The 16003-nt window shown below is 71.3% G+C and carries 8 protein-coding genes; 3 read left to right on the top strand and 5 right to left on the bottom strand.

The features are described 5' to 3' along the window. Positions 1–372: 372 nt before the first annotated feature. Positions 373–5796 (bottom strand): sacsin N-terminal ATP-binding-like domain-containing protein, encoded by a 5424-nt coding sequence (locus ACF07V_RS16600; RefSeq protein ID WP_392154758.1) that lies wholly within the window; start codon positions 5794–5796, stop codon positions 373–375. Between the two features lie 529 nt (positions 5797–6325). Between ACF07V_RS16600 and ACF07V_RS16595 the strand changes: the two genes are divergently transcribed. Next, the gene (locus tag ACF07V_RS16595; protein WP_392154757.1) at positions 6326–7459 is read left to right on the top strand and encodes a tyrosine-type recombinase/integrase; all 1134 of its coding nucleotides are present in this window, start codon (positions 6326–6328) and stop codon (positions 7457–7459) included. On the opposite strand, the gene ACF07V_RS16590 is transcribed toward ACF07V_RS16595, so the two are convergent. Further along, positions 7407–8822: a peptidase C39 family protein gene (locus ACF07V_RS16590; RefSeq protein WP_392154755.1), complete on the bottom strand. Its 1416-nt coding sequence runs from the start codon at positions 8820–8822 to the stop codon at positions 7407–7409. The genes ACF07V_RS16595 and ACF07V_RS16590 overlap by 53 nt on opposite strands. 228 nt (positions 8823–9050) lie before the next feature. On the opposite strand from ACF07V_RS16590, the gene ACF07V_RS16585 reads away from it, so the two are divergent. After that, positions 9051–9680, top strand: coding sequence for a uridine kinase (locus tag ACF07V_RS16585; protein WP_392154753.1), 630 nt, complete (start codon positions 9051–9053; stop codon positions 9678–9680). A 331-nt stretch (positions 9681–10011) separates the two neighbouring features. Continuing rightward, on the top strand, positions 10012–11931 hold the full coding sequence (locus tag ACF07V_RS16580) for an AAA family ATPase (protein ID WP_392154752.1): 1920 nt from the start codon (positions 10012–10014) through the stop codon (positions 11929–11931). 12 nt (positions 11932–11943) lie between these two features. On the opposite strand, the gene ACF07V_RS16575 is transcribed toward ACF07V_RS16580, so the two are convergent. The 3 genes from ACF07V_RS16575 to ACF07V_RS16565 form a co-directional block, all read right to left on the bottom strand. Further along, positions 11944–13083, bottom strand: coding sequence for a CapA family protein (locus ACF07V_RS16575; RefSeq protein WP_392154750.1), 1140 nt, complete (start codon positions 13081–13083; stop codon positions 11944–11946). Between the two features lie 85 nt (positions 13084–13168). Further along, a complete protein-coding gene (locus ACF07V_RS16570) occupies positions 13169–14230 on the bottom strand; it encodes a hemolysin family protein (RefSeq protein WP_392154749.1) in 1062 nt (353 codons plus the stop codon). After that, positions 14227–15750: a hemolysin family protein gene (locus ACF07V_RS16565; RefSeq protein ID WP_392154748.1), complete on the bottom strand. Its 1524-nt coding sequence runs from the start codon at positions 15748–15750 to the stop codon at positions 14227–14229. The genes ACF07V_RS16570 and ACF07V_RS16565 overlap by 4 nt, the downstream gene beginning before the upstream one ends. Positions 15751–16003: the final 253 nt, after the last annotated feature.

Here is a 16003-nt window from a genome sequence, read left to right as displayed (position 1 = left end):
CCTGCATCGCCGCTATCAGATTCTCCATCGATCAACGCAATCACAGTCTCCTTGGCTTGCGGCTGAGTCGCGTGCTGTGCCATCCGGGACCCGATCACGGCCACCCTGCTGAGCACCTCGGCGGCTTCCCTCACCCGGCGCCCCGCTCCTCCAGTGGTTGCTAGCGACAATTCTTCCAGAACCTGCGGCGTCCGACCGTCAGTTCGCGGAACCTCTGTCCGGAGCAGTCCGCACCCTGCGCGCGTGGTAGAAGTTCGAAACGGCATAACCGAACCAGATCATCCGAGACGGGGACACTCGCCATCGGCGCACACACCGGCTCACCTTGACGTTTAACCCCGACTCATCTCGCACTGGGGTTAACCGTCAAAGTCACAGCAGGTACGAGAAGCGCAGTGCTCCGCCCTCCTCGCGGTAGCGGCCCCGGCCGCGCTTTCCGTAGGGGTTGGGGAGCATCTGGATGGCCACCCTGTGAGGGTTGAGGGCGTGAGTGACCACCAGGAGGCGCCAGCGGTCGTTGCCCGCGTTCTGGCGGGCCGCGCGGACCTCGCTCTCTCCCAGCTCGAAGCGCCCGCCTTCGCCTGCGGTCGCCTTCACCTCGTAGAGGTAGGGCTGGCGGCCGGAGCCGACCCGAAAGTCGTAGCCGAGGCCGTCGTCGCCGGATGCGCCGGGAAAGGCCTTGCGGCGGTTGCCCGACACCCAGCTGGTCTCGTCCATACGGTCCGGGTAGCGCGCACACAGCCACTGGTACGCGTACCACTCGCCCACGTACCCGATGGCCTCCCGCTGGGCCGTGGTGAGCCCGCTGTCCGAGCTGCCCCCGTAGTTCCATCCGCGCGTGCGACCGGTGGGCTCGGTGCGCCCGGTCCGGGGGCGGGGGTCCGTGAAGCGGAACGGTCCGGCTGCGGTGATGCCCGGCGCCGAGCCGCTGTGCAGGAGCCGGTCGAGTTCGCGGGTGAGGGCGGTGTAGTCACCGGAATGCACGTCGAAGGCACGGCCGCCGACGGTGATCGACCGCCGTTTGCGCTCCCGTTCGCGACGCTCGTGGTCCGCCGCATTACGCACCCGATCCAGGTCGGCCTCGGACAACCCGTGCCGTCCGGGATCTGTGTCGACCGCCATCCCCTCGGGCCACTGGCCGAGGACCGCCAGCCAGCCGACGACGTCGGCGGGGGACAGGGGACGGAAGTCCAGCGCGCCCGCGGCCTCCAGACGCGCGGTGACCTCCTCTGCGGGCTCGGCTCCGGTCAGGGCCGCAGGCAGAGGGCGTCCGGCTGCCCTGACCAGGACCGCGAGGTCGGCGGCCAGGCCGCTGATCGTACGGAGGTTCGCGGGGCGTACCTGGTCGGGGGCGGGCAGGCGTTCGCCCGAACGGGGCAACGACACCGGGCGGCCCAGGCGCAGCGCCAGCTGCTCCTCCACGTGCGCCTCCAGGCTCCCCGTGTCGGCCGTGTCCACGGTGTACGCCCATGCCTCCGGCGCGGTGATCCAGTCCAGGGCCTTAACCGAGGGCCAGTCGGGCATCGGACGGCGTGCGTCGAAGTCCTCCAGCACCGCCCAGCGCAGCCGGTTGACGATCTCCTTCTTGCGTGGGTCCAGGTAGGTGCGGAGCGCCTCCTCGTGCTCGTCGGCGTGGCTGACCGGTTCCAGGGGCGGGTGCATCGCGCGCAGAGTGTCGTTCAGCTCGGCGAATCCGATGCCCAGGTCACGGCGCAGTTCGTCTGTACCGCGCGCCGCGCGAGCCCTGTCGATGAACTCGGATACGGGTACCGGGAGCTCGGTGGCGTAGTCGTCAAGGTGAGCCTGCAACTCCTTGGTGTCGCCCGGCGGCGGCAGGAGCAGCGAGTTCGCTGCCTCTGTGCCGAGTAGATGGACGAGGAAGGGCCGACAGCGCTCCAGGACCACACCGATGGCTCCATCGATGCGGCGGCTCGTCTCCTTGACCTGGTGGATCGTGACTTCCAGGGCGTCGGCGAGCTCCTCCTGGCCCGGCTCGTGCAAGTCGGCGTGGCGGGAGGCGAGCTGGTGGGCGGCGAGACGCAGCCGGTCACCGAACTCCCGCCGCCCCAGCAACTCGGCAACCGCCACCACGATGCGGGTGGTCTCGGGCCAGCCCGGCTCGCCTGCCGGGGCAAGGACGAGCGGATGCTTCGGATCAGGCAGCGGTAGCACTCCGCCGAGGCGGCCCGGCAACGTGACGGGTCGACCGTCGAGCTCGATGTCCCAGGAGTGGTAGCGGTGCAGGCGTACGCTCCGGACCAGGGACATCAGCTCGTTCAGCTCGGCCTCGCTCGCGCGGGGGCCGCGCGCCAGGTGGTCGGCGAGGACGCCCACAGCCAGCGTGAGCCAGGGCAGTTGGTCAACCAGCGGCTCTCCCATGGCCACGGGGTCCACGCGTGCGCCGTCCACGGTCACTGTGAACACCAGGTCGTCGGTGTGCCGGACGGTGGAGGGGTGTTCGGCCGCCAGCAGCTTGGCGGCCTCCGCGGAGACATCCGGAATGGTCAGCAGAGGACGCCCCATCTCCCGTACCAGCAGGGCTGTCAGACCGTCGCGTTCACCGCTGACGTAGAGCACGGCATCACCATCGCTATCGGTCGCCCCACCGCCCAGGTCGGACAGCGGTACGCTGATCAGCCGGTCTCCGGACTCGGCGAGCAGACTGGCGTCCTCGGGCAGTGCGGGATCTGGCTGCTGTACGAGGTACCTCCAGGCGCGTTCGTTGGCGCGCTGCGCAGCGGGCCGGTCCTCCGTCCCTAGTGCACCCTCCGCCGCAAGCCGTCCCAGCGCGGCGATGAGGCGATCGCTGTCCCAGGAGTTGCCCCAGGTCGGCAGCCCCATCTCCCGCAGCCGGGCGCCCGCCTTCCCACGTTCCAGGAGGTGACGCAGCCGATGGTCGACAGTGGGTGCGTACGAGGGCTCCTCCTCCAGCCCGGGCGGGCAATGCCAGGCGTCGGCCGGCCGGACGAACCGGACGGCCCGGTCGCGGCCCCGCACTGGGAGCCACGGCTGCTCGCGGACGAAGGTGCCGAGCGGGGTCGGGACACGTTCCTTGTCCGGGGAGCTCTGGCTGCCGGCACTTGTCCAGACGCTGGTGAAACTCGTGTCTTTCCAGTCGGCCAGGCCGTGCAGGACGAGCCGTGCGTACGCCAGCCGGGCCTCCTGACCGAGGCGTCCGACGACGTCCTGGCCAGGGAGTTGCCAGGCGGGGGTGCCCCAGTACGGCGTCCGGGGGTAATAGGCACGGGACCAATTGCGGACGTGCGGCTCCCACTGCTCCCGCACCTCGGCAGACACCTTCGCCATGTGGACCAGCTGCCGAGCGGTGAGGTTTTGCCCTTGGTTTACTCGACGCAAGGCGTCGGGGGAGCTGACCGGGACCAGCCCGTCGGCCACCCCGGCTTCCTTCAGGAACGACCGCCACTCCTCAGCAGTGGTCGCGTCCCCCTTGGCGAACTCCTCGGGGGCGGCGAGGAGGCGTCCGGCAATCGCCTTGAGGCTCTTCGACACGTCCTGCCCGGCGGCGACCACCGACGCCAGGTCCTCACCGACGGACTCACGGCCCCAGCCCCGGCCGAAAACGGCGTTGCTCGCCCTGATCATCCGACCGTCCGCCGACAGCACGTACAGTCCGAGCGAGAAGACCTCCGTCCCGTCCAGCGAACGCTGAGCCTGCCACAGCCGGAAGACGAACCGCAGGGTCCGGAGCCGCAGTTGGAGATCGGTGCTCGTGTTGAGTTGCTGCCGTGCGTGGTCCAGCAGGCCCTTCGTGTCGTACGGCCGGACGAGCCCCTCCTCCTCGAGGAAGACGCGGGCGGAACGCCCACGCGTACGCTCGCCGCAGTCCTTCCAGACCAGCCCCGGGTGCAGGCAGAACAACCGCCTGCCGAGCAGGGAGGGGACGGACGGGCCCTTGGCCCGGTTCGCCTCCGTGCGCACCGGCTGGAAGAACGCCTCCCGGCGGGCACCCTGACCACTCGGCTTGCCCTGTGCACGCGTGCTCGTGGCCGTACCCGCCCTGCCGGGGGGACGGTTGGTGTGCCGCAGCGTGCAGTCCTCCGCGAGCAGCAACCGCCTGTCATGCAGAACCCGCCCGTGGCCCTCGAAGAGGGCGGCGAGGTCCTCGTACAGCGCGCTCCACTCCTCGGGGGACTCGCCGGACCTGGGGAGCGGAAGGGCCCCGACGATCCGCTCCACGTGGTCGGCGAGGAGCTCCGGGGCTGGCTCCCACGGGCACGCGAGGGCGCGGCACAGGGTGGCCAGCCGTTTCAACCGGTCGCTGCCGATCTCGGGATCAGCCACCACGATTCCGGCCTTGTGCGCGCGGTGTGCCGTGAGGACCGTCAGGTCGAGGTCCGGCCACAGGGCGGCGCCCCGGGGCGGCGCCCAGCCCGCCGCCGGCGGGGCGCCGTCCGCGGCAAGGACGGGCACGAGCGGTACGTCGGCCAGTTCGCTCCCATGCACGCGCAGAGCCGCCGCGCTGAGCCGCCCCACCGAGTCCTTCTTGTTCTCCCAGCTCACCAGGTCCACGGCCAGCTGCCGCATGGACGGCTCGGGCGAGGCGCGCAATACCGCGGCGGCCGCCAGACAGGTCTCGGCGACCGCATCGAGCAGCAAAACATTGAGGGGGTTGTCGGAGGGGATCCCGGTGCGGTCGAACTTGGTAAAGAACGGGGCGTTCGCGTGCCCAGGGAAGGGCGCGGCCTGGTCCTCGCCCATCGGCAGGAAGGTGTAGATCTGCCCCTGCAGCAGTCGGCGCGGGGCGGGCAGCGGGAGTGCGACCTCGACGACGGCGGACCGCTTCCACTCCTGCCACGTGTCGTCGAGGAGCCCGGAGCCCACGGCCTCGGCGAGCGTGCTGTTCAGCCGTTCCTTCTCGACGGTGCTCCGGGCTACCAGGAAGGTGCCGGACGGCCCCAGATCCACGGTCGCGCAGGAGACGGCGAGTCCGTGCCCGGCGCCATCCTGCGCCACTGCCAAGCACTCCTCGGAGCGGGTCAGCTCGTGCCGCTCATGCGCCTCTTGGCCGTCGTCCAATTCGCCCGCCTCCGCCGCGGCCCGCCGTTCCAGCGTCAGGCTGGCGAGCCGGTCGAGGAACAGCATCACAGGTACCTTCGCCCCCGCGAGCTCACGCATCCGCAACCAGACCTCGGCCCGGGCGGACTCGCTCAGCAAGGGCAGTCGGACGACGGTGACGTACCCCTGGGCAGCAAGTTGCCGACAGGTCGGGGGCACGTCGTCCAGCGGCAGAGGTGCCTGCAACGGCGGATATGTGGCGGCCACCTCATGGGCGTTGCCCTCACCGCCAAGGAACTCCTCCACGTCGGCCCTCTGCGCGAAGCGGAAGCAGTATCCATCCAGTTCCGAGCCGAGCGGGCTATCAGGGTCTGCGCTATAGATCTCAGGCGCGTCGCTGATCAGCAGGATGCTGCGGAACCCGACGCCCTTGTTCCCAATGCCCTCGCCGATCTCCTTCGAGCTCTGGGCAAGCTCGCAGATCCGCTCAACGTTCCGCCAGGTGAAGGGCGTGCCGCCGTTGGCGACGTACAACGTCCCCCACTCGCCCTCCGCCTCGTCCAGCAGGACGTGGACCTGTCCGTCGCGACGGTCCCTCGGATGCGCATCGTAGCCGTTCTGCAGCAACTCGAAGAGTGAGCGGCCGGCGTACTCTCGCGCGCTCGTGTACGACACGGCGTTCACCTGACGTGCCATGCGCAGGACTTGCTCCGACCGGGCCCCCTCCAGCACGGACCGGCCGTAATCCCGCAGCTGCTCGGCCCGGGCGTTCGTCGCCATGGTTCTCCCCTCACCTCAGCGTGGTGAGGACGGTATCTCGCCGCACTGACACCGGGGCGTGAGGGGACCACCGTGTGGAGCACGGCTCGAAGCTAAGTTTAACGTTTTGGCCTGCCGTCGCACGAGACTCGAACTAGTTCAAGGTTTCCCCTGCTTCACCGCGTGTCCGTGAGGCGAGGGCTTGATCCTGCGAGGAGAGGCCCGCGCGGCGAGTGGAGGTCGGATCGCGGATGGGTCGAGCGCGGAGTTCAAAGAGGATCTCCACATGGCCGTGGGCCAGTGATTCTAGGCAAGCCACGCTTGACATCGGCCTCGACCAGCTCAGATGCGCACGCAGGCAGGACGCGCACGGCCTTACGGAGCGGTGCGCCCTAGCGCCAGCGCGATCGCGGTCTTACCGTCCGCGTAAACGTGGGCCGCCAAATCCTCCGGTGCCCGGAGATTTGGCGCGGCCGGAAACATCGACTACAACACCACCCACACCGAAAAACACGGCCAACGGCCGTGTGAGCAGAGATGGGTGAACAGGTTGGCTCAAATCATCGACAACGGTTCTGCCGTGTCCGGCAAGCGGTGGACTGTCCGATACCGGGAGCCGGGCGGACGCACCGGGCGTCAGCGGGAGAAGTCGTTCGCTCGGAAGAAGGACGCGGTCGACTTCGCCACCAAGATGGAAGGCGACAAGCGCGAGAACATCTACGTCGACCCCGACGCCGGCAAGGTGTCGCTCCGCCGGTACGCGGACGACTGGCTCGGGAAGAAGACCGCTTCCGCCGGCACCCTGGAGTCGTACGAGCGCATCGTCCGCCTCCACGTGGTCCCCCACCTGGGGAGCAAGATGATCTCGCAGGTCACCGCAGCGGACATCGAGGGTCTGTACGCACGCTGGCGCCGGGATGGGGCGGCCCTCAACACCATCGAGTCCCGGCACATCGCCCTCTCGGCGCTGTTCTCCCACGCTGTGCGCCACAGGCGGATTCCCGTGAATCCCATGACACAGGCCGAGAAGCTGGAGAACCCTGTCATCCCTGTCGACGACAGGAAGCTGCCCAGTTTCGACGAGATAACCGCCATCGCCAAGGAGATCGGACCTCGGCTGTCTCCGGCGGTATGGCTCATGACGTGTTGCGGACTTCGTATAGGGGAATCTCTGGGAGTCTTCCCGGAGGATATGCGTGACGGCACCCTGCGAATCCGGCGGCAGGTGATTCGCTACAAGGACGCCTCCGGAAAGTACACGCCGAAATACGCCCCGTTGAAGCATCGGAAAGAGGGCGAGTGGCGCGACATACCCGTGCCTGCTTCCCTTGAGCCGTTCATCGACCGGCTTCCGATCCGCAATGCGAGCGGCGGAATGCCGTATCCCGATCTTCTGCGCAAGTCGTGGGACCGCGCCATCAGGCGGCTCGAGCTTCCTGCGTACAACCCGCACGACTTGCGGCATAAATGGACCACCGTGGCCCTGACCAACGGAGTGTCCATTCACGAGGTGTCTCGCTGGCTCGGACATCGTTCGATCAAGGTCACGGTGGACCGGTACGGCCACCTCACGCAGGACGGCCAGGAGCGCTGCCGTCAGGTCGTCGAGACGACCGTCGGGCCGCACATGCTCACACCAGGCCGAGTGCCTGCAGTGCGCGGTGCTGACTTGGTGCTGACTTGACCGGCCAGAAGAGGTAGCAGACACCTCCCGTACCGCTCCTGACCTTGCCGTTTGCGTCATAACGCTTGGTCCGCAGCCAGATGTTCTCCCACTCGCGCCGTCGGTAGACCCGGCGGACGGCCTCGTTGCTCGGTGAGGCGGGGTCGTTGGCGATGATGTCGCCTTCTGGCGTGAAGCCGATGACGGTCATCAGGTGGCCCGAGGTGCCGTAACCGGCGCCGGTCAGTTCCTCCTTGCGGAAGGACTGGGACGTTATGGCCGGGATGCCGGCCTCGATCAGCGATTCGAGTTCCGTGAGGGAGCGGAGGCGGGTGACCACCGCGTTCATGTCGGGGTAGGCGGCCGCGTAGGCGGCGTTGAAGGGCCAGTTGCCGCAGCCCTGGTACTGGTGGTCGTAGGTGAAGCGGGCCGCGTGGCAGACCTGGGGGTCGGCGAAGGCCGGGTTCACCCAGGCCAGTTGATCCGCCGTGGGCCGGCGTCCCCAGTACTCGACGATCATCTGGGAGGAGGTCGGGCTGCACCAGGCCTCGCCGCCGTTGTCGTACTCGGGGTACTGGCCGACGTGGGTGTTCTGGGAGTAGCGCGGGACGGTCAGTTCGTGGTCGAGGCCCGGCTCGGTGGCCGGGACGGTGAAGCGGTCCGGGATGTCCGAGGCCATGGCGCCCAGCCGCCACACCGTGGGGGTGAGGTCGCTGCCCGGGGTGCGGTACAGGGTCAGACGGAGGCGGTACGAGCTCAGCCGCAGGCCGCTCGACGCGTCGTCGATGGCGAAGGTGTCCGTCCAGACGGTGCTCCTGCCGTCGGTCTGGTCGTCGACCGAGGTGCGCCGGATGTCGTCGTCGCCGGAGGCCCAGCGGCCGAGGACGTACCAGGGGGTGGTGCCGGCGTCGGAGTAGGTGCCGGACAGTTCGACCTGGAGCCAGGTGCCGGGGGGTGTCTCGGCGTTCCAGGAGGCGATGACCTCGGTGGCGGGCACGGCCGGGGTGTGGACGGGCGAGGTCCAGCTCGCGTACTCCCAGGCGGAGGTGCGGCCGGTGTGCGGGTCGGTGTAGTCGAGCCGCCCGGCGGGGGTGGCGAGGACCAGGCCGGGGCGGAGGCCGGCGACCGCCTTCGTACCGGCCGCCGTGCCGCACCTCCAGTCCGTGTACGAGGACCAGAAGCGGTTGTCGACGAGACCGGCGGCGGGGGCGTGGCCCCGCTCGCCGTCGTCGGCCGCGCAGTCGGAGACGGCGCAGTCGGGGCCTGCGGTGGGGACGGCCGGTGCGGTGGGGACGGCCGCGGCGGCGGGGCCGGCGGCGGCCGTTCCCGCGGCGGCCGCGAGCGCCGCGGCCAGGACGGTTCTGCGCGGGGTGGAGCTGGTCATGGGCGGTGACCCCCAGTCGAGAACGGTGGGCGTACGGAACTGTGGACACACATGGCTGTTGCGCAAAGGGAACGGTGCCGGCGGGGCTGCGCGCGGCCCACTATCCCGGCTCCCGCGGGCCCTCCGCCAGCACTTCGACCCGCGTCGCCGCACCAATATTGGTCTCCACCACTGGCGGCGGTACCTCCCTGACCTGCGACGGTCCTCCCCTCCCCTACCCTGGGCCCCATGAACGACCTCGACCGCGCCGCCCACGCACTGCTCCGGCTGCCGCCCTCCTGCGGACCGGTCCGGCTGATCGCGGTCGACGGTCACGCCGGCTCCGGCAAGTCCACCCTCGCGTCCCGTCTCGCCGCCGCCCTCGGCGACGCCCCCGTCCTCCGCCTCGACGACCTCGCCACGCACGAGGAGCTCTTCGCGTGGACCGGCCGGCTGCGGGAGCAGGTCCTGGAGCCGCTGTCGCGCGGCGAGACCGCCGCCTACCGCCCGTACGACTGGCGGCTTCGGCGCTTCGGGGAGGCCCGGGCGCTGCCCCCGGCACCGGTGGTCCTCGTCGAGGGCGTGGGTGCCGGCCGGCGGCTGGTGCGGCCGTTCCTGGCGTGGCTGCTGTGGATGGAGCGCGGTGCCGAGGAGTCCTGGGAACGCGGGCGCCGGCGGGACGGGCCGGAGCAGGCCTCCTTCTGGGACGGCTGGACCGTGGCGGAGACTCGCCATTTCGCCGAGGACCCCTCCCGGCCCTTCGCCGACACCCTGGTACGGGAGTGCTCAGAGGGGTACGACTGGCTTCCCGGGCCGTCCGTGACAGCAGGCGCGCACCAGATCATCACACACAGTGACGGCGTCATGTCCGTGAACTGAGGGGCCGGAAGTCCGCTTCCGCAAGTGCCTCAACTTCGCTTGACCGACGGGGCGCACAGGTCTTACGTTCTGAATGTGCGGCTTTTCGGAGCTGCCGCAGACACGAAGCCCCCGGTTGTTCCCCCGTGATCGGGGGCTTCGTTCTGCCCTCGGAAACCCTTTCCAGGCCCTCTCCGAGCCCTCTCCCACCCCCTTCGCGCCCCCTGACGCTCACCCAGGGTCACCGCTTCCGGATCATGCGCTTCTCCTTAAGCACGCACCCCCTGCGCAGGTACGATGCCCCCAGGTGCGGTCAAATCCCGTCCATGCGAAGACGGTTGTGGGGGACTCGATGGACATCGGCACGCAGGGCTCGCAGGCCCCGGCCGAGCTCGCCTGGCTGCGCGGAGTCGACGCCTACACGATGGGCGCGTATCCGCAGGCGGAGGACGAGTTCCGGACGGCGGTACGGATCGATCCCGGGATGGCGGACGCCTGGCTCGGGCTGCACGCGCTCCGGGTCGACACCACGACCGCACTGCTGCGCATGTACCGCAACCGCGACCGCTTCGGCGAGCAGCGGACCCGGTACCGGCGCACCCTGAACTCCTGGTACTGGCTGGGCTGGTGGGTGCAGCCCGTCCTGGAGAGCCCGCGCGACCTGCTGCTCGCGCACGCCTCCCACTGGCTCGACGGCCGCCATGTGCCCGAGCTCGACCGCGCCCTCGCGGGCCTCCCCCCGGTCGACACCGACCCGCAGGTGCGCTTCCTGCACGCCTGCCGCGCCTATCTCGTCAAGGACTGGGACCAGCTCGTCCGGCACACGGAGACCCTCGTCGACGATCCGCTGCTCGGCATCGAGGCGGGACTCTTCGGCGGCATGGCCCGGGTGCGCCTGGAGATGTACAGCCAGGCCGAGCCGCTCCTCTCCGCCTCGCTGATGCGGTGCCGCAGCGAGCAGCCTCAGCGCAAGGAGCTGCGGTACTGGCTCGCCCGGGCCCACGAGGGCACCGGGCGCAGCGCAGCCGCCCTGCCGCTCTACCGCGCGGTGCACCGGATCGACCCGGCGTTCATGGACACGGCGGCGCGGCTCGCGGCGATCGCCGAGTACGACGGCTTCGAGGGCTACGACGGGGTGGACGACCCGGCCGGGCTCGCGACGGTCGCGACGAGCGCCCTCGGTGGGGGCCTCGGCCAGGACGCGGTGGACACCGTGCCGGGCGCCGAGCCCGACCCCGGCGGACTCGGCGACGGGCTGCGGCTCGCCCCCGAACCGGTGCCGCCGACCGCCCCCGTCGCGCCGCCGGAGACCGTACGCCAGAAGGCGCCGCTGCCCGGCCAGCCGATGCCCCCGCGCTTCCCGGCCGGGCCCACCGATCCGGTGCTCCTCGCGGAGGCGCTCGCCGAGCTGGAGGGCATGGTCGGGCTCGAACCGGTGAAGCGCCAGGTCAAAGCGCTCTCGGCGCAGCTGGAGATGGCGCGGCTGCGCGCCGGGCAGGGTCTTCCGGTCCAGCCGCCCAAACGCCACTTCGTCTTCTCCGGCCCCTCGGGCACCGGGAAGACCACGGTCGCCCGGATCCTGGGACGGGTCTTCTACGCCCTCGGGCTGCTCGGCGGCGACCATCTCGTGGAGGCCCAACGGGCCGATCTGGTGGGTGAGTTCCTGGGGCAGACCGCGGTCAAGGCCAATGAGCTGATCGATTCGGCGGTCGGCGGTGTGCTCTTCGTGGACGAGGCGTACGCGCTCTCCAACAGCGGCTACAGCAAGGGCGACGCGTACGGCGACGAGGCCCTCCAGGTGCTCCTGAAGCGGGCCGAGGACAACCGGGACCACCTCGTGGTCATCCTGGCCGGCTACCCCGAGGGCATGGACCGGCTGCTCAGCACCAACCCCGGTCTGTCCTCGCGGTTCACCACCCGGGTCGACTTCCCCTCGTACCGGCCGCTGGAACTCACCTCCATCGGCGAGGTCCTGGCCGCGGCCAACGGGGACGGCTGGGACGAGGAGGCCCTCGACGAGCTCCGCTCGATCAGCGGGCACGTCGTCGACCAGGGCTGGATCGACGAGCTCGGCAACGGGCGCTTCCTGCGCACCCTGTACGAGAAGTCGTGCGCCTACCGCGACCTGCGGCTCTCCGGCTACCCGGGGACCCCGAGTCGGGAGGACCTCGCCACCCTCCGGCTCGCCGACCTCATGCAGGCGTACGGCGAGGTCCTGTCGGGCCGCGGCCCGGTCGACCGCGGCCCCCAGCAGGAGCCCCCGGGGTACTGACGCCGGGGCGTCTCACGGCCCTCGCAGGGGCCGGGCCGTCAGGGCCGGGCCGTCGTCCTCTCCCCCGGGCGCGGAGTCGATCCGGATGCCGAAGGGGCGGCTGATCCGGCCGAGCACGTCATGGAGCCATCGCGCGTCCTGCCGCGGGGCCCTTTCCAGCCGCAGCCGTCGGCTGCGCAGCGGCACGAGCCGGACCTCCGCCAGGGTGCCGTCCTCGTCGTGGACGGTGACGAAGTACAGCAGGCGCAGGTCGTCGCGGTACCGCTCCTGGCCGGTGATCCCTTCGTAGTCGTTGACGAGGTCGCCGCACCCGTGCAGGACGAGCCTGCCCCGGTACGCCTCCAGGGGCCGCGGGTGGTGCGAGGAGTGCCCGTGCACGAGGTCGGCGCCCGCGTCGACGAGGGCGTGCCCGAAGGCGACCTGGGCGCGGTCCGGGGCGTAGCCCCAGTTGGAACCCCAGTGGACCGAGACGACGACCAGGTCTCCGGGGCGCCGGTCCGTACGCAGCCGGCCGGCCAGCCGGGTCGCGGCCGCGTCGTACGGCCCCTCGGCGTAGTGCACGCCTCCCGCGCGATCGGTGGCGGCCCAGTCGCGGGGCACGCCGCTGGACGCCAGGCCGAGCGCGTGGACGAGCAGCCGGCGTCCGCCCGGCAGCGGCACCACCGCGGGCCGGGTGGCCTCCTCGGCGTCCCGCCCGGCGCCGGCGGTGCGCAGCCCGGCGCCGGCGAGGGCGTCGAGGGTGTCGTCCAGTCCGCGCCGCCCGTAGTCGAGGACATGGTTGTTGGCGAGAACGACCACGTCGGGCCGGACGGCGGTGAGCGCGGGCAGGTCGGCGGGCGACATGCGGTAGTGGACGGCCTTGCCGGGCACCGGCACGTCGTGGCGGGTGACGGAGGTCTCCAGATTGACCACGCGGGCGTCCGGCCCGGCCTCGTCGATCAGCCGGAGCGCCTCGCCCCAGGGGTAGGTGGGGGCGACCGGCCGGGGCACGGGCCCGTAGCGCGCCTCGGCGAGGGTCACGTAGTCCCGGGCGTCCCGTACGTACCGCTCGGGCAGGGCGGGATCCAGCGGATGGGGAAGGATCTGGTCGATCCCCCGGCCGAGCATCACGTCTCCGCAGAGGAACAGTCCGGTCAGACCGCCGCCGCCCATGCTCCCAGGCTAGTCGCAGGGCGTTCGGCGCTGCGCGGGTCCGTGACGTCCTGCCCGACGGCGGACGTCACGGACCCGCCGGGGCCTAGGGGACGGCTACCGGAGCCGGTCCCGACGGCGACTGCACGCGGTGGGCGGGGTCGCGGACCTCGCCCACCAGCATCTCCAGGACGTCCTCCAGGGCGACCAGGCCGAGGACCCGGCCCGAACCGTCCGCGACCTGCGCCAGATGGGTGGCGGCGCGGCGCATCACGGTGAGGGCGTCGTCGAGCGGCAGCTCCGCGCGGAGCGTCGCCATCGGGCGCCACAGCCGCTGCGGCACCGCACGCTCCCGCTCGTCCAGGTCCAGGACGTCCTTCACGTGCACGAAGCCCATGAAGGTCGCCCGGCCCTCGGCGCGGACCGGGAACCGGGAGTACCCGGTCCGTACGGTCAGCTCCTCGATCTCGCGCGGCGTGACCGACGGCGGGACCGTGACGAGGGAGGCGGGGGCGATGAGGACGTCCGTCACCGGGCGGCTGCCCAGTTCGAGGGCGTCCTCCAGGCGCTCCTGCTCGACCGGGTCGAGCAGGCCCGCCTGGCCCGCGTCCTCCACGAGACGGCCGAGCTGGGCGCTGGTGAAGACGGCCTCCACCTCGTCCTTCGGCTCGACCTTGAACGCCTTCAGGACGAGCCGGGCGCAGGCGCCGAGCGCGGCCGTGACCGGCCGGCAGAGCCGGGCGAAGCCGACGAGGCCGGGCGCGAGCCAGAGGGCGGTGCGCTCGGGGTCGGCCATCGCCAGGTTCTTCGGGACCATCTCGCCGATCACGAGGTGGAGGAAGACGACCGCGGCGAGGGCGATGACGTAGCCGAGCGGATGGATCAGTCCCTCGGGGACACCGATCGTGTGGAAGACCGGTTCGAGGAGGTGGGCGACGGTCGGCTCGGCGACGGCGCCGAGCGTCAGGGAGCAGACGGTGATGCCGAACTGGGCGGCGGCCATCATCTGCGGCAGGTTCTCCAGGCCGTGCAGGACCTGCTTGGCCCTGGCGCCGCCGAGCGGCTCGATCTGGCTGCGCCGGACGGAGACGAGGGCGAACTCGGCCCCGACGAAGAAGCCGTTGGCGAGGACCAGGAGGACGGCGAAGAGGAGTTGCAGGGTGCTCATCGGCCGGCCTCCGCGGGGACGGGCACGGAGGCGGCGGACGCCGCGGCCGGGCCGGTGCCGGAGACCGACGCTCCGACCGGGGCCGTGGCGGCGACCGACGCTCCGACCGGGTCGGGGGCGGCGATCGGCCTCCCGGACACGTCCGCGTCGTGGGCCGGTGTCCCCGAAAGGTCCGCGTCGTGGGCCGGTGTCCCGGTCGCCTCCGCGTCCGGGGCCGTACGGACGATCCGAACCCGTTCGGCGCGGTAGCGGTCCACCTGGCGCACCGAGAGCCGCCAGCCGGGGAGTTCGGCGCGGTCCCCGGGGGCCGGGATGCGGCCGAGGAGGTCGGCGACGAGCCCGGCGACGGTCTCGTACGGCCCGTCGGGCACGTCGAGGCCTATCCGGCGCAGGGTGTGCACCCGGCAGGAGCCGTCCGCCTCCCAGGCGGGACGGCCGTCCTCGGCAGGGGCCTGGGCCAGCTCGGGCCGGCCGTCGGCGGCGGTGTCGTGCTCGTCGCGGACCTCGCCGACGAGCTCCTCGACGATGTCCTCCAGGGTGACCACGCCGGCCGTGCCCCCGTACTCGTCGACGACCACCGCGATCGGCTGCTCCCGGCGCAGCCGCTCCAGGAGCGTCTGGGCGGGCAGCGTCTCGGGGACGAGGAGCGGCGGGACCGCGATCCGTCCGACGGGGGTGCGCAGGCGGGCGTGCGGGGCGACGGCGAGCGCGTCCTTGAGGTGGACCATGCCGACGATCTCGTCGATGCGGTCGCGGTAGACCGGGAAGCGCGAAAGGCCGGTGGCCCGGGTGAGGTTGAGGACGTCGGCCGCGGTGGCGTCCCACTGGAGGGCACTGACCTTCACGCGCGGGGTCATGACCTGCTCGGCGGTGAGGCCGCCGAGGGACAGGGTCCGTACGAAGAGGTCGGCGGTGTCCTGTTCGAGCGCGCCGGCCTGGGCGGAGTGCCGGGCCAGCGAGACGAGCTCGCCGGGGGTGCGGACCGAGTCCAGCTCCTCGGTGGGCTCGACGCCCAGGAGCCGTACCAGCCGGTTGGCGACCCGGTTGAGCAGGGAGATCACCGGCCGGAACAGCGCGGAGAAGCGGCGCTGCGGGGTGGCGACGAAGCGGGCGACCTGGAGCGGCCGGGAGACCGCCCAGTTCTTCGGCACCAGTTCGCCGACCACCATCTGGACGGCGGAGGCGAGCAGCATGCCGATCACCACGGAGATCCCGGAGACGGCCCCTTCGGGCAGTCCGGTCGCGGTCAGCGGCCCGTGGAGGAGTCCGGCGAGCGCGGGCTCGGCCAGCATGCCGACGACCAGTGAGGTGATGGTGATGCCCAGCTGGGTGCCGGACAGCTGGAAGGACAGCTCACGCAGCGCGGTGACGACGGTGCGGGCGCGCCGGTCTCCGGCGGCCGCGGCCCGCTCGGCCTCGGCGCGCTCGACGGTCACGAGACCGAACTCGGCGGCCACGAAGAAGCCGTTGGCGAGGATCAGGAGGAAGGCCGCGGAGAGCAGCAGAAGGGAGATGATCATGCCGCCGCCTCCAGGGAGGGGGCGGCGCAGGTACTACCGGACGATCCGTCCATTGCTGGAGGGAGTCACTCCTCGGGTCGAAGGGTGGTCTCGCGGGCCGCGGCTGCGGCCCTGCACACGCGAGACGGTGGTGCCGCTCGGCACCACCGTCTCCAGAGTAGTCACGTGAACGCCCCGAGGGGCAGGGGGTCGGCCCCGGATGGGGGACGGATCGGGGTTTCCCCCAGCCCGCCCCAGGGCCGGATCGGCGGTT

This window comes from Streptomyces sp. NPDC015661 (assembly GCF_043077765.1).
Lineage (GTDB): Bacteria > Actinomycetota > Actinomycetes > Streptomycetales > Streptomycetaceae > Streptomyces.
This window is presented reverse-complemented; position numbering and strand designations above follow the sequence as displayed.

Excerpts from the sequence above, each read along its gene's own strand:
- ACF07V_RS16590 (WP_392154755.1), bottom strand. The coding sequence starts at position 8,822 with ATGACCAGCTCCACCCCGCGCAGAACCGTCCTGGCCGCGGCGCTCGCG.
- ACF07V_RS16580 (WP_392154752.1), top strand. The coding sequence starts at position 10,012 with ATGGACATCGGCACGCAGGGCTCGCAGGCCCCGGCCGAGCTCGCCTGG.
- ACF07V_RS16575 (WP_392154750.1), bottom strand. The coding sequence starts at position 13,083 with ATGGGCGGCGGCGGTCTGACCGGACTGTTCCTCTGCGGAGACGTGATG.
- ACF07V_RS16570 (WP_392154749.1), bottom strand. The coding sequence starts at position 14,230 with ATGAGCACCCTGCAACTCCTCTTCGCCGTCCTCCTGGTCCTCGCCAAC.
- ACF07V_RS16600 (WP_392154758.1), bottom strand. The coding sequence starts at position 5,796 with ATGGCGACGAACGCCCGGGCCGAGCAGCTGCGGGATTACGGCCGGTCC.
- ACF07V_RS16585 (WP_392154753.1), top strand. The coding sequence starts at position 9,051 with ATGAACGACCTCGACCGCGCCGCCCACGCACTGCTCCGGCTGCCGCCC.
- ACF07V_RS16565 (WP_392154748.1), bottom strand. The coding sequence starts at position 15,750 with ATGATCATCTCCCTTCTGCTGCTCTCCGCGGCCTTCCTCCTGATCCTC.